This is a genomic window from Enterobacter cloacae complex sp. ECL411 (assembly GCF_021869665.1).
GTDB lineage: Bacteria > Pseudomonadota > Gammaproteobacteria > Enterobacterales > Enterobacteriaceae > Enterobacter > Enterobacter intestinihominis.
Window position 1 is genome coordinate 4,592,373 of sequence record NZ_CP091486.1, and the last position, 25,230, is coordinate 4,617,602.

Here is a 25,230-nt window from a genome sequence, read left to right on the forward strand (position 1 = left end):
GACTGGGTTTTTATGAACGAACAATATTCCGCGTTGCGTAGTAATGTCAGTATGCTCGGCAAAGTGCTTGGAGATACCATCAAAGATGCGTTGGGGGAGAACATCCTCGACCGTGTTGAAACCATCCGCAAGCTGTCCAAATCTTCCCGCGCCGGTAACGAGGCCAATCGTCAGGAGCTGCTCACCACCTTGCAGAACCTCTCTAATGATGAGCTACTGCCCGTTGCCCGCGCCTTCAGCCAGTTTCTGAACCTGGCAAACACCGCTGAGCAATACCACAGCATTTCGCCAAAAGGCGAAGCGGCCAGCAACCCGGAAGTCATTGCCCGCACCCTTCGTAAACTCAAAGACCAGCCCAACCTCAACGAAGCGACCATCAAAAAAGCGGTGGAATCCCTTTCGCTGGAGCTGGTGCTGACCGCACACCCAACCGAAATCACACGTCGTACGCTGATCCACAAAATGGTGGAAGTGAACAACTGTCTGAAGCAGTTGGATAACAAAGACATTGCCGACTACGAACGTAACCAGCTTATGCGCCGCCTGCGCCAGCTGATTGCTCAGTCCTGGCACACCGATGAAATTCGTAAGCATCGCCCAAGCCCGGTCGACGAAGCCAAATGGGGCTTTGCGGTGGTGGAAAACAGCCTGTGGGAAGGGGTGCCAAACTACCTGCGCGAGCTTAACGAACAGCTGGAAGAAAATCTGGGCTATCGCCTGCCGGTCGACTTTGTGCCGGTTCGCTTCACTTCCTGGATGGGCGGCGACCGCGACGGCAACCCGAACGTGACGGCGGAAATCACCCGTCACGTCCTGTTGTTGAGCCGCTGGAAAGCAACCGACCTGTTCCTGAAAGATATTCAGGTGCTGATCTCCGAGCTGTCGATGGTAGAAGCGACGCCGGAACTGCGCGCGCTGGCCGGTGAAGAAGGTGCCAGTGAGCCGTACCGTTTCCTGATGAAAAAACTGCGCGGTCAGCTAATGGCCACGCAGGCCTGGCTGGAAGCGCGCCTGAAAGGCCAGCGCCTGCCGAAGCCGGAAGGTCTGCTGAGCCAGAACGAACAGCTCTGGGAACCGCTGTACGCCTGTTATAAATCGCTTCAGGCCTGCGGGATGGGCATCATTGCCAATGGCGAACTGCTCGACACCCTGCGCCGCGTGAAGTGTTTCGGCGTGCCGCTGGTGCGTATCGACGTCCGTCAGGAAAGCACCCGTCATACCGAAGCGCTGGGCGAGCTGACCCGTTATCTCGGCATTGGCGACTATGAAAGCTGGTCCGAAGCCGACAAACAGGCGTTCCTGATCCGCGAGCTGAACTCCAAGCGCCCGCTGCTGCCGCGCAATTGGGAGCCAAGCAATGACACCCGCGAAGTGCTCAACACCTGTAAAGCGATCGTGGATGCGCCGAAAGGATCGGTGGCCGCCTATGTGATCTCCATGGCGAAGACCCCGTCCGACGTGCTGGGCGTTCACCTTCTGCTGAAAGAAGCGGGCATCGACTACGCTCTGCCGGTAGCACCGCTGTTTGAGACTCTCGACGACCTGAACAACGCCAACGACGTGATGACCCAGTTGCTGAACATCGACTGGTATCGCGGCTTTATTCAGGGCAAGCAGATGGTGATGATTGGCTATTCCGACTCCGCGAAAGATGCGGGCGTGATGGCAGCCTCCTGGGCGCAGTATCAGGCGCAGGATGCGCTAATTAAAACCTGCGAAAAAGCCGGTATTGAACTGACCCTGTTCCACGGACGCGGCGGCTCAATTGGTCGTGGCGGTGCGCCTGCACACGCGGCGCTGCTCTCCCAACCACCAGGAAGCCTGAAAGGCGGACTGCGCGTGACCGAGCAGGGCGAGATGATCCGCTTCAAGTACGGCCTGCCGGAAGTGACCATCAGCAGCCTGTCGCTCTATACCAGTGCGATCCTGGAAGCCAACCTGCTGCCGCCGCCGGAGCCAAAAGAATCCTGGTGCCGGATTATGGACGAGCTGTCTGACATCTCCTGCGATCTGTATCGCGGCTACGTGCGTGAAAACAAAGACTTTGTGCCTTACTTCCGCTCAGCCACGCCTGAGCAGGAGCTGGGTAAACTGCCGCTCGGCTCGCGCCCGGCCAAGCGTCGTCCTACTGGCGGCGTTGAATCCCTGCGCGCCATTCCGTGGATCTTTGCCTGGACGCAAAACCGTCTGATGCTGCCAGCCTGGCTGGGTGCCGGTGCGGCGCTGCAAAAAGTGGTGGAAGACGGTAAGCAGAGCGAACTGGAAACCATGTGCCGCGACTGGCCATTCTTCTCTACCCGTCTGGGCATGCTGGAGATGGTCTTCTCGAAAGCCGACCTGTGGCTGGCGGAATACTACGATCAGCGTCTGGTGAAACCCGAGCTGTGGGCGCTGGGTAAAGAGCTACGCGAGCTGCTGGAAGGCGACATCAAAGTGGTGCTGGATATCGCTAACGACTCCCACCTGATGGAAGACCTGCCGTGGATCGCCGAGTCTATCCAACTGCGTAACATCTACACCGACCCGCTGAACGTTTTACAGGCTGAATTGCTGCACCGTTCGCGTCTGGCGGAAGAGGAAGGTAAAGAGCCGGATCCGCGCGTTGAACAGGCGCTGATGGTGACGATTGCGGGCGTTGCGGCGGGGATGCGTAACACCGGTTGATCGGTTTTGCCGGGTGGCGCTTACGCTTACCCGGCCTACAATAGGCTTTTCGTAGGCCCGGCAAGCGCCAGCGTCGCCGGGCAATACCCTGGTATCCACACCATGCACCACGATATCCCCCACATCCTGAATGACCTGATCAACGGCACCTTGCCGCTGCGTCAGGTGCATTTCCCCCCTTCGGCTAAACCGCTCCCCCGAACGTCACCTTGCCTCGTGCTTAGCTTTGATACGGCCTGCGAAGCGTTATTTTTTTCATCCGGTAATATTCCGCTTCAACCCGCCTTTTCGCTCAACATCAGCTTCGGCAAGCAACAACTGACTCTTCAGCTCGAGCGCGACAACACGCTTTTGCAACAGCAACAGGTTGCCAGACGCGGGCCGCGAGTGGGCGCATTCCTTTTGCAGACGCTCGCTGAATTGCAAATGCAGCCAGACGATCGGGAAACGGCCAGACTGGTGGTATTAAGTTTGCTCAGCCACTGTCGCGATCTGCTGGGCAGCGATATCCATACCGCCAGCCGCAGCCGTGCATTATTTGAAGCGATTCGTCACTACATCGAAGAACATCACGCCTCTGCACTGACCCGTGAATCGGTGGCGCAGGCGTTTTATATTTCACCGAACTACCTTTCTCATCTTTTTCAAAAAACAGGCAGCGTGGGGTTCAACGAATATCTTACGCAAACACGCCTCGAGCACGCGCGTCAGCTTCTTAAAGGCTACGAGTTTAAAATCAAAGATATCGCTGCAAGCTGCGGATTTACGGACAGTAACTACTTTTGCCGTCTCTTTCGCAAGCACACTGAACGTTCCCCTTCCGAATATCGACGCCAGTATCACAGCCAGCTGATCGCCAAAAAGTAGCATTGTGATCGCTCTCTCACTTCGCCAGGGACATTACATTTATCCAGTATTTGGCAAAATTGACCTGTATTCGCCGCGACTGGGTGCGCCGTATCCTTTATTCAACCTTTCTGACTTAAGGAAAAATAATGGAACTGTACCTGGATACCGCCAACGTGGCAGAAGTTGAACGCCTGGCGCGCATTTTTCCCATTGCGGGCGTGACCACCAACCCAAGCATCGTAGCCGCCAGCGGCGAATCTGTCTGGGAGGTGTTGCCGCGCCTGCAGCAGGCTATCGGCCCGGAGGGCAGGCTGTTTGCCCAAACCATGAGCCGCGACGCCGAAGGAATGGTGGCGGAAGCAAAACGGCTGAACAATGCCCTGCCGGACATCGTGGTAAAAATTCCCGTCACTGCACAGGGGCTCATCGCGATTAAAACGCTGAAGAAAGAGGGAATTACCACGCTGGGAACCGCCGTTTACAGCGCCGCTCAGGGGTTACTGGCCGCGCTGGCAGGAGCGAAATATGTCGCACCGTATGTAAACCGCGTCGATGCGCAGGGCGGTGACGGCATTCGCACGGTACAGGAACTGCAATCCCTGCTGGAACAGCATGCGCCAGAGAGCATGGTGCTGGCTGCCAGCTTTAAAACGCCGCGCCAGGCGCTGGATTGCCTGTTGGCAGGATGTGAGGCAATCACGCTTCCCTTAGACGTAGCGCAACAAATGCTCGGCACGCCAGCGGTAGAGTCAGCCATAGAGAAGTTCGAGCAGGACTGGAAAAACGCGTTTGGTAACCTCAACCTCTAAGGGAGAAATGTTATGGACCGTATCATTCAATCGCCGGGGAAGTACATCCAGGGCGCTGATGTTCTCACTCGTCTCGGCGACTACCTGAAGCCGCTGGCGGCTCGCTGGCTGGTGGTAGGCGATAAATTTGTGCTGGGTTTTGCCGAAGAAACCCTGCGTCAGAGTTTTAAAAAAGCCGGACTCCATGCCGAAATTGCACCGTTTGGCGGCGAATGTTCGCAAAATGAAATCGATCGCCTGAAAAAACTGGCCGACAGTACCGACTGCCTGGCGGTGCTGGGTATCGGGGGCGGAAAAACGCTGGATACCGCCAAAGCGCTGGCGCACTTTATGGACGTGCCGGTGGCTATTGCCCCGACCATTGCCTCCACCGATGCGCCGTGCAGTGCCCTTTCCGTGATTTATACCGACAGCGGCGAGTTCGATCGCTACCTGATGCTGCCGCACAACCCGAACATGGTGATTGTCGATACCAGGGTGGTGGCAAGCGCACCTGCGCGCCTGCTGGCCGCCGGGATTGGCGATGCCCTGGCAACCTGGTTTGAAGCGCGCGCCTGTTCGCGCAGCGGCGCCACGACCATGGCGGGTGGCAAGTGCACGCAGGCAGCGTTAGCGCTGGCTGAGCTGTGCTACAACACGCTGGTTGAAGAGGGCGAGAAAGCGATGCTGGCGGCGGAACAACACGTGGTGACGCCTGCTCTGGAACGCATTATCGAAGCCAACACCTATCTCAGCGGCGTGGGCTTTGAAAGCGGCGGGCTGGCGGCGGCACACGCCATTCACAACGGCATGACGGCGGTGCCGGATGCGCACCATTTCTACCACGGTGAAAAAGTGGCATTTGGTACGCTGACGCAACTGGTACTGGAGAACGCGCCGGTAGAAGAAATCGAGACCGTTGCGGCGCTTTGCCACAGTGTTGGGCTGCCGATCACGCTGGCGCAGCTGAATATCAAAGAGGATATTCCGGCCAAAATGCGGCTGATCGCGGAGGCGTCCTGTGCCGAAGGGGAAACCATTCACAACATGCCTGGCGGCGTAACGCCGGATCAGGTCTATGCGGCGCTGCTGGTGGCGGACCAGTATGGACAGCGATTCTTGCAGGAGTGGGAGTAACGAAAAAAGCCGGGTGGCGCTGCGCTTACCCGGCCTACATGGCACTTTAATTTGTAGGCCGGGTAAGGCGTAGCCGCCACCCGGCACAAGGGTTACTTCACGTCAAACCGATCCAAATCCATCACTCGCGCCCATGCGGCAACGAAGTCGCGGACGAACTTCTCTTGTGCATCGCTGCTGGCGTAAACTTCGGCCAGCGCGCGGAGGACAGCGTTGGAACCGAAGACCAGATCGGCGCGGGTGGCGGTATATTTCACTTCCCCGCTGGCGCGATCGCTACCGGCAAACAGCTCGTTTGAGTCGTCGGTCGCTTTCCACTGGGTGTTCATATCCAGCAGATTGACGAAGAAGTCGTTGCTCAGCACGCCCTCGCGGTTAGTAAACACGCCATTCTTGCTGCCATCGAAGTTTGCACCCAGTACGCGCAAACCGCCGATCAACACCGTCAGTTCCGGCGCGGTCAGGGTCAACTGCTGGGCTTTGTCGATCAGCAGCGACTCCGTGGTGGACACATCCACCTGCGCGCGATAGTTACGGAAACCGTCGGCAATCGGTTCGAGCAGGTTAAACATCTCGATATCCGTCTGATCCTGACGCGCATCCACACGACCTGGAGTGAACGGTACGTTGACGTAAACGCCTGCCGCTTTCGCCGCCTGCTCAACGCCCACGACACCCGCCAGCACAATGATATCGGCCAGTGACGCTTTGTTGGTGGTGCGCTGGATCGCTTCCAGAGCCGGTAATGCCCGCACCGCCGCGGCGTTAACGTCCCAGTCGCGCTGAGGTGCCAGCGCCAGACGCGCGCCGTTCGCGCCGCCACGCTTGTCGCCGCCGCGGAAGGTCGATGCCGACGCCCAGGCCACGGAAACCAGCTCGCTCACGGAGAGACCAGAGGCCGCGATTTCCGCTTTCAGGCTTTCAATATCTTCCTGCGTCGGATGGAACACCGGCTGAGGCAGCGGATCCTGCCAAATCAGATCTTCTTTCGGTACTTCCGGGCCGATGTACCGCGCTTTTGGCCCCATATCGCGGTGGGTCAGCTTGAACCACGCGCGCGCAAAGGCTTCGTTGAAGGCCTGCGGATCGTTCAGGAAACGACGGGAAATTTTCTCGAATTCCGGATCAAAACGCAGCGTCAGGTCGGTGACCAGCATGGTTGGCTTGCGTTTTTTCGACGGGTCGAACGGGTCAGGCATAATTTCCGGCGCATCCACGGCTTCAAACTGAATTGCGCCCGCCGGGCTACGCGTCTGCACCCATTCGTATTTGAACAGGTTCTCGAAGAAATAGTTGCTCCACTGGGTTGGGGTTTGAGACCAGATAACTTCCAGCCCGGAGGTGATGGCGTCAGCGCCAATACCGGTGCCGTGCGTGCTGGCCCAGCCCAGGCCCTGCGCTTCAATAGGCGACGCTTCAGGGTCAGTGCCCACGTGCGTGGCTTCGCCTGCACCGTGCGTTTTACCGAGCGTATGGCCGCCTGCAATAAGCGCAACGGTCTCTTCGTCATTCATGCCCATGTTGCCAAAGGTAGCGCGGATCGCCGCCGCCGCAGACAGCGGTTCACCACTGGCGTTTGGCCCTTCCGGGTTAACGTAAATCAGGCCCATTTCTGTGGCGGCCAGCGGGCGCTTCGCCAGCGCTTCCGGGTCACGGTGAGTCAGCCAGGCTTTTTCATCGCCCCAGTTCACGTCCAGATCCGGTTCCCAGACGTCTTCACGCCCGGCACCGAAACCAAAGGTGCGGAAGCCGGAGTTCTCCAGCGCCACGTTACCCGCGAGGATAAACAGGTCGGCCCAGGAGATTTTTTGTCCGTATTTTTGCTTAATTGGCCACAGCAGACGGCGAGCCTTATCCAGGCTGACGTTGTCAGGCCAGGAGTTCAGCGGCGCAAAACGCTGCTGACCGCGACCGGCACCGCCGCGACCATCAACGGAGCGATAGGTACCCGCACCGTGCCAGGCCATACGGATAAACAGGCCCGCATAGCTGCCCCAGTCGGCAGGCCACCACGGTTGTGAGTCGGTTAACAGTGCTTTGAGATCGCCCTTAAGGGCGGAATAGTCGAGCTTACTGAATTCTTTACGGTAGTCGAAGTCTTCACCCAGAGGGTTTGAACGGCTGGAGTGTTGATTAAGTAAATCGATGCGGAGTTGTTTAGGCCACCACTCTTTGCTGCCGGTACCTGCACCCGCGCTGTGATCGACGCCGCCCTGGTGGAACGGACATTTGCCGGCGGATGCCGCGTTATTGGTCTCGTCTGACATGCTCATCGCTATGCTCCCTTTACAGTGTTACCGTTACGATATACACCACTAGCGATAAGAGATAGTTGAATTAATCCACAGATTCGATAGCTAATACCTTTTAACTTTCTGTTCGAGTAAAAAACCCTCACTTTATGAGGGATTTTTACTTTATAACGCCGGGCGGACACCCAGCGTATGGCAAATGGCGTAACTCATCTCCGCGCGGTTAAGCGTATAGAAGTGGAAATCCTTCACCCCTTCACGGCTTAAAATCTTCACCATATCCATCGCGATATTGGCCCCCACCAGCTTGCGTGTTTCCGGGTCATCGTCCAAACCTTCGTACATTTTGGACATCCACAGCGGAATGCGCACGTTGGTCATATCCGCGAATTTCTTCGCCTGTTTGAAGTTCGAGACCGGCAGAATGCCAGGGATGATTTCGACATCAATACCCGCCGAGACGCAGCGGTCGCGAAAGCGTAAATAGCTTTCCACATCAAAGAAGAACTGAGTAATGGCGCGATTGGCACCTGCGTCCACCTTACGCTTCAGGTTAAGCAGATCCGCCTGGGCGCTTTTCGCTTCCGGGTGAACTTCCGGGTAAGCGGCAACGGAAATATCAAAGTCAGCAACGTCTTTCAGCAGGGCAACCAGATCGGTGGCGTACATGTCCGGCTTACCGCTCCCCGGCGGCAGGTCGCCGCGCAGGGCAACGATATGACGAATGCCGTTGTTCCAGTAGTCCTGAGCAATCGCGCGCAGTTCATCAGGGGTGGCGTCGATACAGGTGAGGTGCGGTGCCGCTTCCAGACCGGTTCTGTCTTTAATGCCCTTAATGATGCTGTGCGTGCGGTCACGCTCACCGGAGTTGGCGCCGTAGGTTACGGAGACGAACTTCGGCTTCAGGCTGCTCAGGCGATCGATAGAGCTCCACAGGGTTTGCTCCATTTCACTGGTGCGCGGCGGGAAAAATTCAAAAGAGACGTTAATCTGGCCGTTTACTTCGGCCAGGCTCTGATTCAGGGCTTCCCGCTGGTTGGCGTGAAAAAAGCTCATACCTTACCTCTATCTTTCGCGTGTCATTGTTTGTTGTGTTGTGAACTTCTATACGTTTAGACGTCCAGATGTAAAAATGACGGAAAAGCGGGATGACGTCAACAGAAATAATCAACATTAACGGTGAGGTTTGTTCAGGGAAGATGAAGGGCGTTCATGATGGGGGTGAGTGCGGTCTGATACCCTCACCCTGCCCCTCTCCCACAGGGAGAGGGAAATGCAGACGTTACAGCAGCTTAGCCAGACGATTAATATCAGACTGAATGGCTCCGGCGGTGACATCACGTCCCGCGCCCGGGCCACGGATCACCAGCGGGTTATCGCGATACCAGCGGCTTTCGATGGCGAAGACGTTGTCGCACGGCAGGAGCGCCGCCAGCGGATGTTCAGGACGTACCGCCTCCACGCCCACGCGCGCTTTACCGTTCGCCTCGAAGCGCGCCACGTAACGCAGCACCAGGCCCATCTCGTTTGCCGCTTCCAGACGTTGCACCATCTGCTCGTTCAGCTCGTCGCCGTTCTCAAAGAAGTGATCGACAGATCCTTCCTCGCAGCCCGCAGGCACCAGAGACTCAACGCGAACCTGGCCAGGCTCAATGTCGTAGCCCGCTTCACGCGCCAGGATCACCAGCTTGCGCATCACGTCTTTACCGGCAAGGTCGACGCGCGGATCCGGCTCGGTTAAGCCCTGCTGCCACGCCTGATCCACCAGGTCGGTGAACGGCACGGTACCGTCAAATTGCAGGAACAGCCAGGAGAGCGTGCCGGAGAAGATCCCGCTCAGCGCCAGAATGCTGTCGCCGCTATCAATCAGATCGCGCACGGTATGGTTAACCGGCAGACCTGCGCCAACGGTGGCGTTATACAGCCAGTGACGACCCGTTTTTTCGAAAGCGTCGTGGATCTGGCGATATTTATCAGTGCTGCTCGCGCCTGCCAGCTTGTTGGCGCTGATGACGTGGAACCCGTGGCTGGCAAAATCCAGATACTGATCGGCCAGTTGCTCGCTGGCGGTAACGTCCAGCACCACCAGATCGTCGTACGGGTGCGCGCGCATCCACAGGAACAGCGACTCTTCGTCCTGCTCAACCGCTTCATCGTTAAAGAAGGCCAGCGCCCGACTGGCGTCCAGCCCTTCGTAGTTCAACAGGCTGCGGCGGCTGTCCACCACGCCTGCCAGAATAAACTCAAATCCGGTACGCGCCGAAAGCGTGACCTGCTCGCGGGCGAACAGCTCCAGCCAGCGGGAACCGATGTTCCCTTTCCCGAACAGTACCAGGCCGATGCGTTTTTCCGCACGGAACAGGGAGGTGTGCAGGCCCTGAATCAGGCTTTCGGTTGGCCCCTTGCGCAGAACGGCAACCAGGCTGATGCCCTCTTCCGACTGCCAGGTGAACTCCACCGGCTGCCCTTTCAGCTGCTGCCAGAAGCGGTGGCAGTGCAGCGGGTTACGGGTGACGCCCGCGCCCACCATTGCCACCAGCGCCAGTCCCTGACGCAGGCGAAGCTCGCCCGGCAGTCCCGCTTCATCCAGAATCTTCAGGGCGCTGTCCACCACTTCAGCGGTATAGCAGAACTGCAACAGCTGGCGATCGTTATGCACGCCAACGGCCAGCGGACGCACCTGGGCACGTTTCAGGATGGTGTCGATATCTTTGTGCGCCAGTTTGAAATCCTGGCCCGCAGGTACCTGGAACTCAATCAGGCAGATGTCATCGTGGCTGGTGACAATGCGCGCGCCCGTACCGGATGCCAGCACGCGCTCGATGCGAGTGGAACCCTGATCCGGCGTGTAGCTACAGCGTAGTTGCAGGTCGATGTCGCTGCCGGAAACCGGCTGTAGCGTGCGCGCGTGCAGCACTGGTGCCGCCAGACGCGCCAGCTCGCTCGCTTCGTCGAGACGCAGCAGCGGCAGCAGGCAGGCATCTTTTACTTTGCGCGGGTCCGCGCTGTAGACACCGGCCACGTCGCTCCAGATGGTGACGCGGGACACGCCCGCCAGGGCGCCAATCTGCGTTGCCGAGTAGTCAGAGCCGTTACGGCCCAGCAGTACGGTTTCACCTGCGTTGCTGCGACTGATAAAGCCGGTCACTACAATACGTTTACCCGGATGTTGCACCAGCAGCTGTTGCAGCAGCGGGTAGGACAACCCTTCGTCTACCTGCGGCTGTGCGGCGCGTTCGGCACGCAGGAAATCACGCGCGTCGAGCCAGGCGGCTTCCACGCCAAGATGTTGCAGCACGGCGGCCATCAGGCGCGCAGACCACACTTCACCATGGCCAACCACTTCCGCATACACCGCATCGGTAATGCCGCTGTCCAGCAGAGCTGCCAGACGCTCAAGGTCGTGAGTAAAGGCGCTTATCAGCCCGTCCGCCACGTCCGCAGGCAGCAAACCGGCAATCAGTTCACTCTGGTAACGACGTAAGGACTGTTGCACCTGATGCGCAGAGAGGCGATCGGTCTGGCTCAGTTTCAGCCAGCTAATCAGCTGGTTGGTGGTGCTGCCCGCCGCAGAGACAACCATCATGTCCCCCGGCTGTGAATACTCGGTCATGATCCCTGCGACACGCAGATAACATTTCACATCAGCAAGACTACTACCACCAAACTTGTGCAGCTGACGACCCTTCGCCCCTGCCTGCGCTATCACACTCATGATTACCCCTTGGCTGCGACCCGGAAGCCATTTTCCAGATCGGCAATTAAATCTTCAGAATCTTCAATACCGGTCGAGATACGCAGCAGCGTCTCGGAAATCCCGGCGGCGGCACGTGCTTCGGGTGCCATACCTGCGTGCGTCATGGTTGCGGCGTGGGAGATCAAGCTTTCTACTCCCCCTAAGGATTCCGCCAGCGTAAACAATGACAACCCGCTCAGGAAGCGACGCAGCGTTTGCTCGTCACCGTCCAGTTCAAAACTTAACATCGCGCCAAATCCTTTCTGTTGGCGCGCGGCAATCTCGTGCCCCTGGTTTTCCGGCAGCGACGGGTGATAAAGCTTCTTCACCAGCGGCTGGGTTTTCAGGAAATCCACGATCGCCTGGGCATTACGCTGCGCCACGTCCATACGCGGTGACAGGGTGCGGATACCGCGCAGCAGCAAATAGCTGTCGAACGCGCCCGCGGTGACGCCAATGTTATTGGCCCACCATGCCAGTTCAGTGACAACATCAGGATCTTTGGCAATCACCACACCCGCTACCACGTCAGAATGGCCGTTCAGATATTTCGTGCATGAATGCAACACCAGATCGGCACCCAGTGCCAGTGGGTTCTGAAGGGCCGGACTGAGGAACGTATTATCCACTACACTTATCGCTCCCGCATCCCTTGCGAGCTGACAAATTTTCGCAATATCGACTACGCGCAACAATGGATTGCTTGGACTTTCCACCAGAACCAGCTTCGGCTGTTCGGCTAACGCCTGTTTCAGCGCCTGTTCGTCGTTTTGATCGACAAACAACACGCGGTAGCAGCCACGTTTCGCCAGGCTATCAAACAGACGATAGCTGCCGCCGTAGCAGTCGTGCGGCGCCACCAGCAGATCGCCAGGTTTCAGGAACACCGTGGTTACCAGGTGAATGGCAGACATGCCGGTATTGGTTAATACCGCCCCTGCGCCGCCTTCCAGTTCCGCCAGCGCGCGCTGGGTAACGTCACGCGTAGGATTGCCGCGACGCGAGTAGTCATGCGCGCGAGGTTCATTAAATCCGGTGAAATTATAGGTGCTGGAGAGATGAATTGGCGGGACAACGCAGCCGTACTGCTCGTCATCATTCAATCCGCTACGCACTGCGATGGTGGCCTGTTTACGCGTCATGGTGAGGCTTCCTGGCGAATGAGGTGAAAAGTCAGGCACCAGAGTAAACATTGAAAGTATGGACGTCAATACATCTGGACATCTAAACTTCTTTGCGTATAGATTGAGCAATGCGCAAATAGCCGTTAAAATTATATGCTTTAGGACACGCTACAGCGGCAATATCCGTGCCTCGGTATCGTCTCTACGGTAAACTACGAAAGATTACGGTTCAAAACTGATGGTTACCGGTTTTGCACCTTTAGATTAATGACTGAGAGGATTAAAGGTATCTCATGGCTGAATGGAGCGGCGAATATATCAGCCCATACGCTGAGCACGGTAAGAAGAGTGAGCAAGTCAAGAAAATCACGGTGTCCATTCCTCTGAAGGTGTTGAAGATCCTCACCGATGAACGTACGCGTCGTCAGGTGAACAACCTGCGTCACGCCACCAATAGCGAACTGCTGTGCGAAGCGTTCCTGCATGCGTTTACCGGCCAACCGTTGCCGAACGATGACGATCTGCGCAAAGAGCGCAGTGACGAAATTCCAGAAGAGGCGAAGGTGATCATGCGTGAACTGGGTATCGACCCGGATACGTGGGAATACTGATAAGCGGATACAAAAAAGGCACCTTGCGGTGCCTTTTTTTCGGGAAACTTATTTAGCGCCCGGGATGCTGAAACGCTTGTTGAAGCGGTCAACACGGCCACCGGTTGCAACATCACGCTGCTTACCAGTGTAGAACGGGTGGCATTTGCCGCACACGTCCAGGTTCAGATCGTGACCCACGGTAGAGCGGATCTGGATAGAGTTACCGCAAGAGCAGTTTGCAGTAATCATTTCGTATTTCGGGTGAATATCTTTTTTCATGGGAGAACCTCAGTTAAGGCCGCGTCGCTCTTCCAGCCCTAACGCCAGACACCACGCGATGTTGAATGTAAGTTCTTTGGCGTAAAGTACACCAAAGGCGGCGAATCATACAGAATTTAACCAACGTATGCAAACTGATCCGCACGCCGCTTTCACTAATGTGTATACTAACGCGCCACTTTTCAAGTCAGGAAGATTCGATGCCCGTCGCTCACGTTGCCCTGCCCGTTCCGCTTCCCCGCACCTTTGACTACCTGCTGCCCGACAGCATGAGCGCCAAAGCGGGCTGTCGCGTGACCGTGCCGTTCGGTAAACAGCAGCGCGTGGGGATCGTCGTCTCCGTCAGCGATAAAAGCGAGCTGCCACTTACCGAACTGAAATCGATCGTTGAAGTGCTGGATGATGAACCTGTTTACTCTCACAGCACCTGGCGACTGCTGCTGTGGGCGGCAGATTATTATCACCATCCTATTGGCGACGTATTGTTCCACGCCCTGCCGATTATGCTGCGTCAGGGTAAGCGCGCCAGCCATGCGCCAATGTGGTACTGGTTTGCCACCGAGCAGGGTCAGGCGGTCGACATTAACAGCCTGAAGCGCTCGCAAAAACAACAGCAGGCGTTGGCCGCGCTACGCCAGGGGAAAATCTGGCGCCATCAGGTCGACGAGCTCGAGGTGAGCGAAACCGCGTTGCAGGCATTAAGGAAGAAAGGGCTGAGCGAGCTGGCCAGCGAAGCACCTACCCTTCACGACTGGCGCGACGGCTTTTCCGTCTCGGGCGATCGCCTGCGTCTGAATACCGAGCAGGCCACCGCCGTGGGCGCGATTCACAGCGCCGCCGATCGTTTCTCCGCCTGGCTGCTGGCGGGCGTCACCGGCTCCGGTAAAACCGAAGTGTATCTGAGCGTACTGGAAAATGTGCTCGCGCAGGGTAAACAGGCGCTGGTAATGGTGCCGGAAATCGGCCTGACGCCGCAAACCATCGCCCGTTTCCGCGAACGCTTTAATGCGCCCGTTGAGGTTCTGCACTCCGGCCTGAACGACAGCGAGCGCCTCAGCGCCTGGCTGAAAGCGAAAAACGGCGAAGCGGCGATTGTGATTGGCACCCGTTCCTCACTCTTTACGCCGTTTAAAAATCTCGGCGTTATCGTGATCGATGAAGAGCATGACAGCTCCTATAAACAGCAGGAAGGCTGGCGCTATCACGCCCGCGACTTAGCCGTGTACCGCGCCCACAGCGAGCAAATCCCCATTATTCTGGGGTCCGCCACCCCCGCGCTTGAAACGCTGCACAACGTTCGCCAGCGTAAATACCACATGCTGCGCCTGACGCGCCGCGCGGGAAATGCCCGTCCGGCCATTCAGCATGTGCTGGATCTGAAAGGCCAGCAGGTGCAGGCCGGGTTAGCGCCTGCGCTGATTAACCGCATGCGCCAACATTTGCAGGCGGGCAACCAGGTAATCCTGTTCCTGAACCGCCGCGGCTTCGCGCCTGCGTTGCTGTGCCACGACTGCGGCTGGATTGCCGAGTGCCCGCGCTGCGATCACTACTACACCTTCCACCAGGCTCAGCGCCATTTACGCTGCCACCACTGCGACAGCCAGCGTCCGGTACCCCGTCAGTGCCCGTCCTGCGGCTCAACGCACATCGTGCCGGTGGGTCTGGGGACGGAGCAGCTCGAACAGGCGCTGGTGCCGTTCTTCCCTGATGTGCCCATTTCGCGTATCGACAGGGATACCACCAGCCGCAAAGGGGCACTGGAGCAGCAGCTGGCGGAAGTGCATCGCGGCGGCGCGCGCATCCTGATTGGCACTCAAATGCTGGCGAAAGGGCATCACTTCCCGGACGTGACGCTGGTCGCCCTGCTGGACGTCGACGGCGCGCTGTTCTCCGCGGATTTTCGCTCCGCCGAGCGTTTCGCACAGCTTTATACCCAGGTTGCTGGTCGCGCCGGTCGAGCGGGTAAGCAGGGCGAAGTAGTGCTGCAAACGCACCATCCTGAGCACCCGCTGCTGCAAACGCTGCTGCACAAAGGCTATGACGCCTTCGCCGACCAGGCGCTGGCCGAACGTCAGACGATGCAGCTTCCTCCGTGGACCAGCCACGTCATCATCCGTGCGGAAGATCATAACAACCAGCAGGCGCCGCTATTCCTGCAACAGCTGAGAAATCTCCTGCAGGCCAGCCCACTGGTGGATAATCAGCTGTGGATTTTAGGCCCGGTACCCGCGCTCGCCCCGAAACGCGGCGGCCGTTTCCGCTGGCAACTCTTACTTCAGCACCCTTCGCGTATCCGTTTACAGCAGATCGTCAGCGGCACGCTGGCGCTGATTAATACCCTGCCGGAAGCGCGAAAAGTGAAGTGGGTTCTGGACGTCGATCCGATTGAAGGCTGAAGACGGATCGAAAAATTTAATGCGCCTCACACTTTTTATGAAAATTCTGTAACCGATTCCATTAACTATCTGTAAAAATGGTGCGGTCCGCAGTTCGGTGTTCAGGCGAGGAGAAGACGTTGAAGTCCAGGAAAGAGGTTGCCTCGGCGACCATGAAAGACGTTGCCGAGAAAGCACAAGTCTCAACAGCAACCGTGTCCCGCGCATTGATGAACCCTGACAAAGTCTCCCAGGCGACCCGAAACCGGGTTGAAAAGGCGGCGCTTGAGGTCGGTTATTTCCCGCAAGCCATGGGGCGCAACGTTAAACGCAACGAATCCCGCACCATCCTGGTGATCGTGCCGGACATCTGCGATCCCTTCTTCAGCGAAATCATCCGCGGCATTGAGGTCACGGCCGCCGCCCAGGGCTATCTGGTGCTGATTGGTGATTGTGCCCACCAGAACCAGCAGGAAAAAACGTTCATCGACCTGATCATCACCAAGCAGATTGATGGCATGCTGCTGCTTGGCTCACGCCTGCCGTTTGATGCCAGCATTGAAGAACAGCGCAATTTACCGCCAATGGTCATGGCGAACGAATTCGCGCCGGAGCTGGAGCTGCCGACCGTTCATATCGATAACCTCACCGCCGCGTTCAACGCCGTGAACTATCTTCAGGAGCTGGGGCATAAGCGTATCGGTTGTATTGCCGGACCAGAAGAGATGCCGCTGTGTCATTACCGGTTGCAGGGCTACGTTCAGGCGCTTCGCCGTACCGGGGCTGTTGTCGATCCGCACTACATTGCGCGCGGTGATTTCACCTTTGAAGCGGGCGGGCAGGCGCTGGAAAAATTGCTTGCCTTGCCAGAACCGCCTACCGCGGTCTTCTGCCACAGCGACGTGATGGCGCTGGGGGCGTTATCCTACGCCAAACGTCACGGCCTGCGCGTGCCAAAGGACCTGTCGATAATCGGTTTTGATAATATTTCGCTTTCGGAGTTTTGCGATCCGCCGCTTTCGACTGTTTCGCAGCCGCGGTATGACATTGGCCGGGAAGCGATGCTGCTTTTGCTGGATCAGCTGCACGGTCAAACAGTTAGCAGTGGGTCACGACTACTGGATTGTGAGCTGATTGTGCGCGGCTCTACCCAGGCATTAACTTAAAGTAAATACCTTTCGACACCCTTATCTGGTCAAAGCCCCGTCGCTTAAGTAACATGGCGGGCTGACGAACGAATAAATACAGCGAAACGATAGTGGCACAACGAGATTATGTACGTCGCGGCCAGCCGGCACCTTCGCGACGCAAAAAGAGTAGTTCAAAAAGCAAGCAACGTAGCCTGTCTGCTGTCTCCCCAGCCATGGTCGCCATTGCTGCGGCTGTGCTGGTGGCCTTTATTGGCGGCCTCTACTTCATTACGCATCATAAAAAAGAAGAGTCTGAAGCCCTTCAGGGTAACAAGGTCGTCGGCAACGGCCTTCCTCCGAAGCCTGAAGAGCGCTGGCGCTACATTAAAGAGCTGGAAAGCCGCCAGCCTGGCGTACGTGCGCCTACCGAGCCTTCTGCCGGGGGTGAAGTGAAGAATGCCGATCAGCTGACGGACGAACAGCGCCAGTTGCTCGCTCAGATGCAGGCGGACATGCGCCAGCAGCCTACGCAGTTGAACGAAGTACCGTGGAACGAACAAACCCCGGCGCAGCGTCAGCAAACGTTGCAGCGCCAGCGTCAGGCACAGCAGCAAACGCAACAGCAGCAGTGGACGCAGACGCAGCCGGTACAACAGCCGCGTACACAACCGCAGCAGCAGACGCGTACCGTACAAACGCAGCCTGTTCAGCAGCAGCCGAAAGCCCAGCCGCAGAAGCAAACAGCACAGCCGTATCAGGATCTGTTGCAGACGCCTGCACATACCACTGCGCAACAGCCAAAAACGCAGCAGGCTGCGCCGGTCACTAAAGAGACCGAGGCACCAAAGCAGACGGCTGAGAAAAAAGATGAACGCCGCTGGATGGTTCAGTGCGGTTCGTTTAAAGGCGCTGAGCAGGCAGAAACGGTGCGTGCTCAGCTGGCATTTGAAGGATTTGACTCACGCATTACCACCAATAACGGCTGGAATCGCGTGGTGATTGGACCGGTCAAAGGCAAAGAAAACGCAGACGGCACCATTTCCCGTTTGAAAGTGGCTGGCCACACAAACTGCATTCGACTCGCCTCCGGGGGTTGAAACCCCCAAAATCCCCCCCATCTATCATTTAATTCAGCCCTGAGCACAGGCTCAGGGCTTCTGTTTCCCGAATCTGTAACCAGGGGGTCTGCTCGTGACAACAATAGTAAGTGTACGCCGTAACGGCCAGGTGGTAATTGCCGGTGATGGCCAGGCCACGCTGGGTAATACCGTCATGAAAGGCAACGTGAAGAAAGTACGTCGTCTTTATAACGACAAAGTGATCGCCGGTTTCGCAGGCGGCACGGCTGATGCCTTCACGCTGTTTGAACTGTTTGAACGCAAACTGGAAATGCATCAGGGTCATCTGGTGAAAGCCGCCGTTGAGCTGGCAAAAGACTGGCGTACCGACCGCATGCTGCGCAAGCTCGAAGCGCTGCTGGCCGTGGCTGACGAAAACGCCTCGCTGATCATCACCGGTAACGGCGACGTGGTTCAGCCTGAAAACGACCTGATTGCCATCGGCTCTGGCGGCCCGTACGCCCAGGCCGCAGCCCGTGCGCTGTTGGAAAATACCGACATGAACGCGCGCGATATCGCGGTGAAAGCGTTGGATATTGCAGGTGATATCTGCATCTATACCAACCACAATCACACCATCGAAGAATTGACCTCCAAAGCGTAAGGATCGCCCATGTCTGAAATGACCCCACGCGAAATTGTCAGCGAACTGAACAAACACATTATCGGCCAGGACAACGCCAAGCGCTCCGTGGCTATCGCACTACGTAACCGCTGGCGTCGCATGCAGCTCGACGAAGAGCTCCGCCACGAAGTGACACCAAAAAATATTCTGATGATCGGCCCGACCGGGGTGGGTAAAACCGAAATCGCTCGTCGTCTGGCCAAACTGGCTAACGCGCCGTTCATCAAAGTTGAAGCCACCAAGTTCACCGAAGTGGGCTATGTGGGTAAAGAAGTGGACTCCATCATCCGCGATCTGACCGATTCAGCGATTAAGATGGTGCGTGTCCAGGCGATTGAGAAAAACCGCTATCGCGCCGAAGAGATGGCCGAAGAGCGTATTCTCGACGTGCTGATCCCACCGGCAAAAAATAACTGGGGACAGGCTGAACAGCAGCCTGAACCTTCTGCTGCGCGTCAGGCATTCCGCAAAAAACTGCGTGAAGGCGAGCTGGACGACAAAGAGATTGAGATCGATCTCGCTGCCGCGCCAATGGGCGTTGAAATCATGGCCCCTCCGGGCATGGAAGAGATGACCAGCCAGTTGCAGTCCATGTTCCAGAACCTGGGCGGGCAGAAGCAGAAAGCGCGTAAGCTGAAAATCAAAGACGCGATGAAGCTGCTGATTGAAGAAGAAGCCGCGAAGCTGGTTAACCCGGAAGAGCTGAAACAGGACGCTATCGACGCGGTTGAGCAGCACGGTATCGTGTTTATCGACGAAATCGACAAAATCTGTAAGCGCGGCGGCAACAGCTCCGGCCCGGATGTTTCCCGCGAAGGCGTTCAGCGCGACCTGCTGCCGCTGGTGGAAGGTTGCACCGTCTCTACCAAGCACGGCATGGTGAAAACTGACCACATTCTGTTTATCGCGTCAGGTGCGTTTCAGGTTGCCAGCCCATCCGATCTCATTCCGGAACTGCAGGGTCGTCTGCCAATCCGCGTTGAGCTGCAGGCGCTGACCACTGAAGATTTCGAACGTATCCTGACTGAGCCAAACGCTTCTGTGACCGTACAGTACAAAGCGTTGATGGCGACCGAAGGCGTGAATATCGAGTTCACCGACGATGGGATCAAACGCATCGCTCAGGCCGCATGGCAGGTCAACGAAACCACCGAAAACATCGGTGCGCGTCGTCTGCACACCGTGCTGGAACGCCTGGTGGAAGATATCTCTTACGATGCGAGCGACCTTAACGGTCAAACAATTACCATTGACGCAGAGTATGTGGGCAAACACCTGGATGCGTTAGTGGCAGATGAAGATCTGAGCCGTTTTATTCTATAATCGCGTTCAATGCATTTTCATCACTGTTGATGGGGGCTATGGCCCCCATTTTTATTGGCTAAATAACTATGACTGATATCAGCCGTACGCAGGCGTGGCTCGAAAGTCTGCGTCCAAAAACGCTTCCTCTGGCTTTTGCCGCCATTATCGTCGGTACCGCACTTGCCTGGTGGCAGGGGCATTTCGATCCCCTGGTGGCTGGTCTGGCGCTTGTCACCGCCGGGCTACTGCAAATCCTCTCTAATCTCGCCAATGATTACGGCGATGCGGTAAAAGGCAGCGATAAACCTGATCGTATCGGGCCGCTGCGCGGGATGCAAAAAGGGGTAATTACCCAGGCACAGATGAAGCGGGCACTGATTATCACCGTGGTGTTGATTTGCCTGTCCGGCCTGGCGCTGGTGACGGTCGCCTCGAAAACCACCAGCGATTTCATTGGCTTCCTGGTGCTGGGCTTGCTCGCCATTATTGCAGCAATTACCTATACCGTCGGGACGCGTCCTTACGGGTATATTGGTCTGGGCGACATCTCCGTACTGGTGTTCTTCGGCTGGCTGAGCGTCATGGGAAGCTGGTACTTGCAGGCGCATACGGTGATCCCCGCCCTGTTCCTGCCCGCGACCGCCTGCGGTCTGCTGGCGACGGCGGTGCTGAATATCAATAACCTGCGCGACATCGACAGCGACCGTGAGAACGGTAAGAACACGCTGGCCGTGCGTCTGGGCCCGGTGAATGCCCGCCGCTATCACGCCTGCCTGCTCATCGGCGCGCTGGTCTGCCTGGCACTGTTCAATCTGATCTCTCTGCACAGCCTGTGGGGCTGGCTGTTTGTGCTCGCCGCACCGCTGCTGGTTAAGCAGGCCCGCTATGTCATGCGTGAACTCAGCCCGGCTGCCATGCCGCCGATGCTGGAGCGCACGGTAAAAGGCGCGTTGCTGACTAACCTGCTGTTCGTCATCGGGATTGTCTTAAGCCAGACGCTGAGTTAGCTGACAAATATCAATTAACAATTGATGATTTTGCCAACAAGGCATTTCGCACGATATACTGAACACATTCGCAGCAACAGAGCGTTAAACCTATGAAATACGATACCTCCGAGCTTTGTGACATCTACCAGGAAGATGTCAACGTCGTTGAACCCCTGTTCTCCAACTTTGGTGGACGGTCGTCGTTTGGCGGACAAATCATCACGGTGAAATGTTTCGAGGACAACGGGTTGCTGTACGATCTGCTCGAAGAGAACGGCCGTGGCCGCGTTCTGGTGGTCGACGGCGGCGGTTCCGTGCGCCGTGCATTGATTGATGCTGAACTGGCGGGAATTGCCGTCCAGAACGAGTGGGAAGGCATTGTGGTGTACGGTTCCGTGCGTCAGGTGGACGATCTCGAAGACATGGATATCGGGATTCAGGCCATCGCGGCCATACCGGTAGGCGCAGCGGGCGACGGCATCGGCGAAAGCGACGTGCGCGTTAACTTCGGCGGCGTGACCTTCTTCTCGGGCGACCACCTTTATGCTGACAATACCGGCATTATCCTTTCTGAGGATGCGCTGGATATTGAGTAGTTAATCGGTAAGCGAGATGCATAAAAAAACCGCCAACAGCAATGTGGCGGTTTTTTTGTCCCTCGGGATTCGCGGTCCGTTGGGAAGTCTAGCAACCTTTAACCAGGATTTTTATCTTACCCTGGTTCAAACCTCAGGTAACCCCATCGACCCTTTATAAATTCCTAATTATTTATAAAAACCTTAACTCCGCTGCTGTTGCTAACTATCATGCTGTGTCCCTTTCCGCCATCTCGCAAATGGGCGCCGGTCCAGGGAAAGGTGTATTCACAACCGTAAAGCAACCTTTAACCGGGCTTGTATCCACCGACTTATCACCGGTGGTGAACGGTGGAGCGGTAAGCAGCAGGGACCGCATAATGAAACGCTAATTATGTATCGCGTTCATTGTCGCCAGCGTACTCGTGGTAAAGAGTGATGAACCGAGTGGGTTTGTTGCTTATGCTATGACAGCGCAGGACAAGTAGCGTTAAGGCCGCCTCTGGCGGCCTTTTTTATGGTTGAAATCCGTGAGCAATAACCATAAAAAAGCCGGGTGGCGGCTTCGCCTTACCCGGCCTACTCAATTCATTCCCAAAGGAAATCAGACTTCTTCCATACGTCCCAGCAGTGCCTGCAGGCGATCCTGCCAGCCGTTCTGCTGTTCGCGCAGCTGGTTGTTTTCGCGCTCCAGTTCTTCACGGCTGTGCTGAGCATTCTGAACTTCCTGGGACAGGGAGTTGTTTTTCTCTTTCAGCTCTTCAATTTCCATCTGCAGCAGGGTGATGGTGTCGATCGCCTGCTGTACTTTCGATTCCAGTTTCTCAAACACTTCTAAAGACATGATGCTACCTCTCCTGAATTGCAAGGCGACGCTTTAACGTAAACGCGCACGACATATACCGTCGATTGTATGGAGCGCGGCGCTCTGTGTCCAGCGACACACCGCGCAGATCGCGGTTTGCAACACTTTTAGGTCTGGTCCTGGTGCGTTCGCGGTATATACCCCTAAATTGTTAACTCTTTAGTTAATGAAATGATTCAGCTCACATTATACCGTTGATGCAAAAACGCGCTTTATGGCGCGAAAACGCTCATTTTATTGACACAGACCACACATTTTGATTTCGATATTTCTCGTTTGTGCTCGTCAACGATAAATTAACACTATGTCTACAGGGCATCGTGGCTGTCACGGGCGGTCACGCAAACAATAAACATTACTCTTTTGCAGGATTCCGATTATGAGTCAGACATCAACCTTAAAAGGCCAGTGCATTGCCGAGTTCCTGGGTACCGGGTTGTTGATATTCTTCGGAGTAGGCTGTGTCGCTGCACTGAAAGTGGCAGGTGCCAGTTTTGGTCAGTGGGAAATCAGTATTATCTGGGGTTTGGGCGTGGCGATGGCCATCTACCTGACCGCAGGGGTTTCCGGCGCACATCTTAACCCAGCGGTGACCATCGCGTTGTGGCTATTCGCGTGCTTTGACGGACGCAAAGTTGTCCCTTTCATCATTTCACAATTTGCCGGCGCCTTTTGCGCAGCGGCGTTAGTTTACGGGCTTTATTACAATCTTTTCACCGACTTCGAACAGACGCATCATATGGTGCGTGGCAGTGTCGAAAGTCTGGATCTGGCAGGCATTTTCTCAACGTATCCGAATCCGCATATTAATTTTGTGCAGGCGTTCGCAGTTGAAATGGTGATTACCGCTATTCTGATGGGCGTCATTATGGCGCTGGGCGACGACGGAAACGGCATTCCGCGCGGCCCGCTGGCACCACTTTTGATTGGCCTTCTGATTGCGGTAATTGGCGCATCAATGGGTCCGCTGACCGGCTTTGCGATGAATCCGGCGCGTGACCTGGGTCCAAAAACCTTCGCCTTCTTTGCAGGATGGGGCGATGTCGCCTTTACCGGCGGCAAAGACATTCCTTACTTCCTGGTTCCGCTGTTCGGGCCAATCGTAGGGGCGGCGCTGGGCGCATTCGGCTATCGCAAATTAATTGGTCGCCACTTACCGTGCGACACCTGTGTGGAAGAGGAAAAAGAGTCGACTTCCACCACACAACAAAAAGCTTCGCTGTAATCTGACTACGGGACACATACCATGACCGAAAAAAAATATATCGTTGCGCTCGACCAGGGCACTACCAGCTCCCGCGCTGTCGTAATGGATCATGACGCGAACATTGTCAGCGTGTCTCAACGCGAATTTGAGCAAATCTATCCGCGTCCAGGCTGGGTTGAACACGACCCGATGGAGATCTGGGCGTCACAAAGCTCCACGCTGGTGGAAGTGCTGGCGAAAGCCGACATCAGTTCTGACGAGATTGCCGCTATCGGTATCACCAACCAGCGTGAAACCACCGTTGTCTGGGAGCGCGAAACCGGTAAGCCCATCTACAACGCCATTGTCTGGCAGTGCCGCCGCACCTCAGAGATCTGCGAAAAACTGAAGCGCGACGGAATGGAAGAGTACGTGCGCAGTACAACCGGTCTGGTCATTGACCCGTATTTCTCCGGCACCAAAGTGAAGTGGATCCTCGACCACGTGGAAGGTTCACGCGAGCGTGCACGACGCGGCGAGCTGCTGTTTGGCACCGTCGATACCTGGCTTATCTGGAAGATGACTCAGGGACGCGTTCACGTCACCGACTACACCAACGCCTCGCGCACCATGCTGTTCAACATCAACACTCTGGAGTGGGATGACAAGATGCTGGACGCGCTGGACATTCCGCGTGCGATGCTGCCAGACGTGCGCAAATCTTCAGAAGTATACGGCCAGACCAACATCGGCGGTAAAGGCGGCACCCGTATTCCTATCGCCGGTATTGCCGGTGACCAGCAGGCGGCGCTGTTCGGCCAGCTGTGCGTCAAGGAAGGGATGGCGAAGAACACTTACGGCACCGGCTGCTTTATGCTCATGAACACCGGCGAGAAAGCGGTGAAATCAGAAAACGGTCTGCTGACCACCATCGCCTGCGGCCCACGCGGTGAAGTGAACTATGCCCTGGAAGGGGCGGTATTCATGGCGGGTGCCTCCATTCAGTGGCTGCGCGACGAGATGAAGCTGATCAGCGATGCGTTTGACTCCGAATACTTCGCGACCAAAGTGAAAGACACCAACGGCGTATACGTGGTGCCAGCGTTTACCGGTCTGGGCGCACCGTACTGGGATCCGTACGCCCGCGGCGCGATTTTCGGCCTGACGCGCGGTGTGAACTCTAACCACATTATTCGTGCGACCCTGGAATCCATCGCCTACCAGACGCGCGACGTGCTGGAAGCGATGCAGGCGGACTCCGGCATTCGTCTGCACGCCCTGCGCGTGGACGGCGGTGCGGTAGCCAACAACTTCCTGATGCAGTTCCAGTCCGACATTCTGGGTACCCGCGTTGAACGTCCTGAGGTGCGAGAAGTAACGGCGCTGGGCGCGGCGTATCTGGCAGGTCTGGCGGTTGGCTTCTGGCAAAACCTTGACGAGCTTCAGGAAAAAGCGGTGATCGAACGCGAATTCCGTCCAGGCATCGAAACCACCGAGCGCAACTACCGCTACAGCGGCTGGAAGAAAGCGGTGAAACGTGCCCTGGCATGGGAAGAGCACGACGAGTAAGACATACTCACCCCTCACCCTAACCCTCTCCCCAAAGGGGCGAGGGGACTTAAAACACCCTCTCCCCTTTG

The 25,230-nt window shown here is 56.7% G+C and carries 20 protein-coding genes; 14 read left to right on the forward strand and 6 right to left on the reverse strand.

The annotated features are described in order from the left end of the window. Window positions 1–12: 12 nt before the first annotated feature. From ppc to L3069_RS22020, 4 genes are all read left to right on the forward strand, one after another. Complete coding sequence (gene ppc, locus L3069_RS22005; protein ID WP_022649787.1) at window positions 13–2,664, forward strand: phosphoenolpyruvate carboxylase; 2,652 nt, start codon at window positions 13–15, stop codon at window positions 2,662–2,664. 102 nt (window positions 2,665–2,766) lie between these two features. Beyond that, window positions 2,767–3,531, forward strand: coding sequence for a helix-turn-helix transcriptional regulator (locus tag L3069_RS22010; protein WP_023298892.1), 765 nt, complete (start codon window positions 2,767–2,769; stop codon window positions 3,529–3,531). Window positions 3,532–3,659: 128 nt separating this feature from the next. Continuing rightward, a complete protein-coding gene (gene fsa / locus L3069_RS22015) occupies window positions 3,660–4,322 on the forward strand; it encodes a fructose-6-phosphate aldolase (RefSeq protein WP_038416924.1) in 663 nt (220 codons plus the stop codon). 12 nt (window positions 4,323–4,334) lie between these two features. Further along, a complete protein-coding gene (locus tag L3069_RS22020) occupies window positions 4,335–5,438 on the forward strand; it encodes a glycerol dehydrogenase (protein WP_038416925.1) in 1,104 nt (367 codons plus the stop codon). Between the two features lie 92 nt (window positions 5,439–5,530). Here the strand turns inward: L3069_RS22020 and katG are convergent, their stop codons facing one another. The 4 genes from katG to metB form a co-directional block, all read right to left on the reverse strand. Beyond that, a complete protein-coding gene (katG, locus tag L3069_RS22025) occupies window positions 5,531–7,711 on the reverse strand; it encodes a catalase/peroxidase HPI (RefSeq protein ID WP_023298895.1) in 2,181 nt (726 codons plus the stop codon). Window positions 7,712–7,855: 144 nt separating this feature from the next. Next, window positions 7,856–8,746 carry a methylenetetrahydrofolate reductase gene (gene metF / locus L3069_RS22030; RefSeq protein WP_022649792.1) on the reverse strand — a complete coding sequence of 297 codons (891 nt, stop codon included), beginning with the start codon at window positions 8,744–8,746 and terminating at the stop codon, window positions 7,856–7,858. 226 nt (window positions 8,747–8,972) lie between these two features. Further along, on the reverse strand, window positions 8,973–11,405 hold the full coding sequence (locus tag L3069_RS22035) for a bifunctional aspartate kinase/homoserine dehydrogenase II (RefSeq protein WP_023298896.1): 2,433 nt from the start codon (window positions 11,403–11,405) through the stop codon (window positions 8,973–8,975). Between the two features lie 2 nt (window positions 11,406–11,407). Next, the gene (gene metB / locus L3069_RS22040) at window positions 11,408–12,568 is read right to left on the reverse strand and encodes a cystathionine gamma-synthase (protein WP_017383102.1); all 1,161 of its coding nucleotides are present in this window, start codon (window positions 12,566–12,568) and stop codon (window positions 11,408–11,410) included. 275 nt (window positions 12,569–12,843) lie between these two features. On the opposite strand from metB, the gene metJ reads away from it, so the two are divergent. Beyond that, entirely contained in the window at window positions 12,844–13,161 is a 318-nt protein-coding gene (gene metJ / locus L3069_RS22045; protein ID WP_006179183.1) for a met regulon transcriptional regulator MetJ, read from the forward strand. A 48-nt stretch (window positions 13,162–13,209) separates the two neighbouring features. Here the strand turns inward: metJ and rpmE are convergent, their stop codons facing one another. Further along, window positions 13,210–13,422 (reverse strand): 50S ribosomal protein L31, encoded by a 213-nt coding sequence (rpmE, locus tag L3069_RS22050; RefSeq protein WP_003862040.1) that lies wholly within the window; start codon window positions 13,420–13,422, stop codon window positions 13,210–13,212. Window positions 13,423–13,622: 200 nt separating this feature from the next. Between rpmE and priA the strand changes: the two genes are divergently transcribed. The 7 genes from priA (at window position 13,623) to rraA (ending at window position 21,560) form a co-directional block, all read left to right on the forward strand. After that, window positions 13,623–15,818 carry a primosomal protein N' gene (gene priA / locus L3069_RS22055; RefSeq protein WP_038416927.1) on the forward strand — a complete coding sequence of 732 codons (2,196 nt, stop codon included), beginning with the start codon at window positions 13,623–13,625 and terminating at the stop codon, window positions 15,816–15,818. Window positions 15,819–15,937: 119 nt separating this feature from the next. Then, window positions 15,938–16,963: a DNA-binding transcriptional regulator CytR gene (gene cytR / locus L3069_RS22060; protein WP_022649794.1), complete on the forward strand. Its 1,026-nt coding sequence runs from the start codon at window positions 15,938–15,940 to the stop codon at window positions 16,961–16,963. A gap of 92 nt (window positions 16,964–17,055) precedes the next feature. Further along, window positions 17,056–18,024, forward strand: a complete 969-nt coding sequence (gene ftsN, locus L3069_RS22065; protein ID WP_017383099.1) for a cell division protein FtsN — start codon at window positions 17,056–17,058, stop codon at window positions 18,022–18,024. Window positions 18,025–18,118: 94 nt separating this feature from the next. Then, window positions 18,119–18,649, forward strand: a complete 531-nt coding sequence (gene hslV / locus L3069_RS22070; protein WP_022649795.1) for an ATP-dependent protease subunit HslV — start codon at window positions 18,119–18,121, stop codon at window positions 18,647–18,649. 9 nt (window positions 18,650–18,658) lie between these two features. Next, on the forward strand, window positions 18,659–19,993 hold the full coding sequence (hslU, locus tag L3069_RS22075; protein WP_022649796.1) for an HslU--HslV peptidase ATPase subunit: 1,335 nt from the start codon (window positions 18,659–18,661) through the stop codon (window positions 19,991–19,993). Window positions 19,994–20,055: 62 nt separating this feature from the next. Continuing rightward, window positions 20,056–20,982, forward strand: a complete 927-nt coding sequence (gene menA / locus L3069_RS22080) for a 1,4-dihydroxy-2-naphthoate polyprenyltransferase (protein ID WP_088581795.1) — start codon at window positions 20,056–20,058, stop codon at window positions 20,980–20,982. Between the two features lie 92 nt (window positions 20,983–21,074). Beyond that, complete coding sequence (gene rraA / locus L3069_RS22085; RefSeq protein WP_022649798.1) at window positions 21,075–21,560, forward strand: ribonuclease E activity regulator RraA; 486 nt, start codon at window positions 21,075–21,077, stop codon at window positions 21,558–21,560. Window positions 21,561–22,143: 583 nt separating this feature from the next. On the opposite strand, the gene zapB is transcribed toward rraA, so the two are convergent. Beyond that, window positions 22,144–22,383, reverse strand: coding sequence for a septal ring assembly protein ZapB (gene zapB, locus L3069_RS22090; RefSeq protein ID WP_022649799.1), 240 nt, complete (start codon window positions 22,381–22,383; stop codon window positions 22,144–22,146). 400 nt (window positions 22,384–22,783) lie between these two features. On the opposite strand from zapB, the gene L3069_RS22095 reads away from it, so the two are divergent. Next, window positions 22,784–23,629 (forward strand): MIP/aquaporin family protein, encoded by an 846-nt coding sequence (locus tag L3069_RS22095; RefSeq protein WP_022649800.1) that lies wholly within the window; start codon window positions 22,784–22,786, stop codon window positions 23,627–23,629. Between the two features lie 21 nt (window positions 23,630–23,650). Next, complete coding sequence (glpK, locus tag L3069_RS22100; RefSeq protein ID WP_022649801.1) at window positions 23,651–25,159, forward strand: glycerol kinase GlpK; 1,509 nt, start codon at window positions 23,651–23,653, stop codon at window positions 25,157–25,159. Window positions 25,160–25,230: the final 71 nt, after the last annotated feature.

Bases quoted from the DNA above. Each gene is read 5' to 3' on its own strand.
- L3069_RS22010 (WP_023298892.1), top strand. From the start codon at position 2,767: ATGCACCACGATATCCCCCACATCCTGAATGACCTGATCAACGGCACC.
- priA (WP_038416927.1), top strand. From the start codon at position 13,623: ATGCCCGTCGCTCACGTTGCCCTGCCCGTTCCGCTTCCCCGCACCTTT.
- rpmE (WP_003862040.1), bottom strand. From the start codon at position 13,422: ATGAAAAAAGATATTCACCCGAAATACGAAATGATTACTGCAAACTGC.
- hslU (WP_022649796.1), top strand. From the start codon at position 18,659: ATGTCTGAAATGACCCCACGCGAAATTGTCAGCGAACTGAACAAACAC.
- L3069_RS22095 (WP_022649800.1), top strand. From the start codon at position 22,784: ATGAGTCAGACATCAACCTTAAAAGGCCAGTGCATTGCCGAGTTCCTG.
- metB (WP_017383102.1), bottom strand. From the start codon at position 12,568: ATGACGCGTAAACAGGCCACCATCGCAGTGCGTAGCGGATTGAATGAT.
- metF (WP_022649792.1), bottom strand. From the start codon at position 8,746: ATGAGCTTTTTTCACGCCAACCAGCGGGAAGCCCTGAATCAGAGCCTG.
- glpK (WP_022649801.1), top strand. From the start codon at position 23,651: ATGACCGAAAAAAAATATATCGTTGCGCTCGACCAGGGCACTACCAGC.
- L3069_RS22035 (WP_023298896.1), bottom strand. From the start codon at position 11,405: ATGAGTGTGATAGCGCAGGCAGGGGCGAAGGGTCGTCAGCTGCACAAG.
- zapB (WP_022649799.1), bottom strand. From the start codon at position 22,383: ATGTCTTTAGAAGTGTTTGAGAAACTGGAATCGAAAGTACAGCAGGCG.
- metJ (WP_006179183.1), top strand. From the start codon at position 12,844: ATGGCTGAATGGAGCGGCGAATATATCAGCCCATACGCTGAGCACGGT.
- ppc (WP_022649787.1), top strand. From the start codon at position 13: ATGAACGAACAATATTCCGCGTTGCGTAGTAATGTCAGTATGCTCGGC.
- fsa (WP_038416924.1), top strand. From the start codon at position 3,660: ATGGAACTGTACCTGGATACCGCCAACGTGGCAGAAGTTGAACGCCTG.
- L3069_RS22020 (WP_038416925.1), top strand. From the start codon at position 4,335: ATGGACCGTATCATTCAATCGCCGGGGAAGTACATCCAGGGCGCTGAT.
- rraA (WP_022649798.1), top strand. From the start codon at position 21,075: ATGAAATACGATACCTCCGAGCTTTGTGACATCTACCAGGAAGATGTC.
- katG (WP_023298895.1), bottom strand. From the start codon at position 7,711: ATGAGCATGTCAGACGAGACCAATAACGCGGCATCCGCCGGCAAATGT.